We start from the raw sequence: 524 nt of genomic DNA, 5'->3' as shown, positions 1-524 counted from the left end.
GGCACGGTAAAACACAGTTCATAATCTTCCCCGCCAGACAGCGCCCAGCGCATCGCCTGCTCGGGTTCAACGTGTTGCATCATTGCCGATGAATAAGGGACGGCATCAAGCTGCACGCGCGCGCCGCAATCACTGGCCGCCAAAATATGGCGCAAATCCGAGATCAATCCATCCGACAGATCGATAGCCGCGCTGGCGAGCGTGCGCAACGCCTGTCCTTGCAGAATGCGCGGCTGAGGACGCAAATGGCGTTGCACCAACGACTGGCGCGCCGCGCTATCACTGACCTGTAAGCGCTGTTGCAAAATCGCCAGCCCGGCGGCGCTGTCACCCAGCGTTCCCGTCACGTAGATCCAATCGCCAATGCGGGCACCGGCACGGGTGAGCGCACGACCAGCGGGCACCAATCCATGGATGGTCAAGGTAAGGCTCAGCGGGCCACGTGTAGTATCGCCGCCAATCAGTTGCATGCCATAGTAATCCAGCAGCGTGAACAGGCTATCGCTGTAGGCCGCCAGCCACGC

The 524-nt window shown here is 60.9% G+C and carries 1 protein-coding gene; it reads right to left on the bottom strand.

Annotation, left to right across the window (positions count from 1 at the left end):
• A partial coding sequence (gene thiL / locus J5224_RS35060) for a thiamine-phosphate kinase (protein ID WP_264629396.1) occupies positions 1-524 on the bottom strand: 524 nt, incomplete at both ends.

Source organism: Candidatus Symbiopectobacterium sp. NZEC135 (assembly GCF_025962695.1).
The sequence above is the reverse complement of the archived record's forward strand: the minus strand, read 5'-3'. Positions and strand labels throughout refer to the sequence as shown.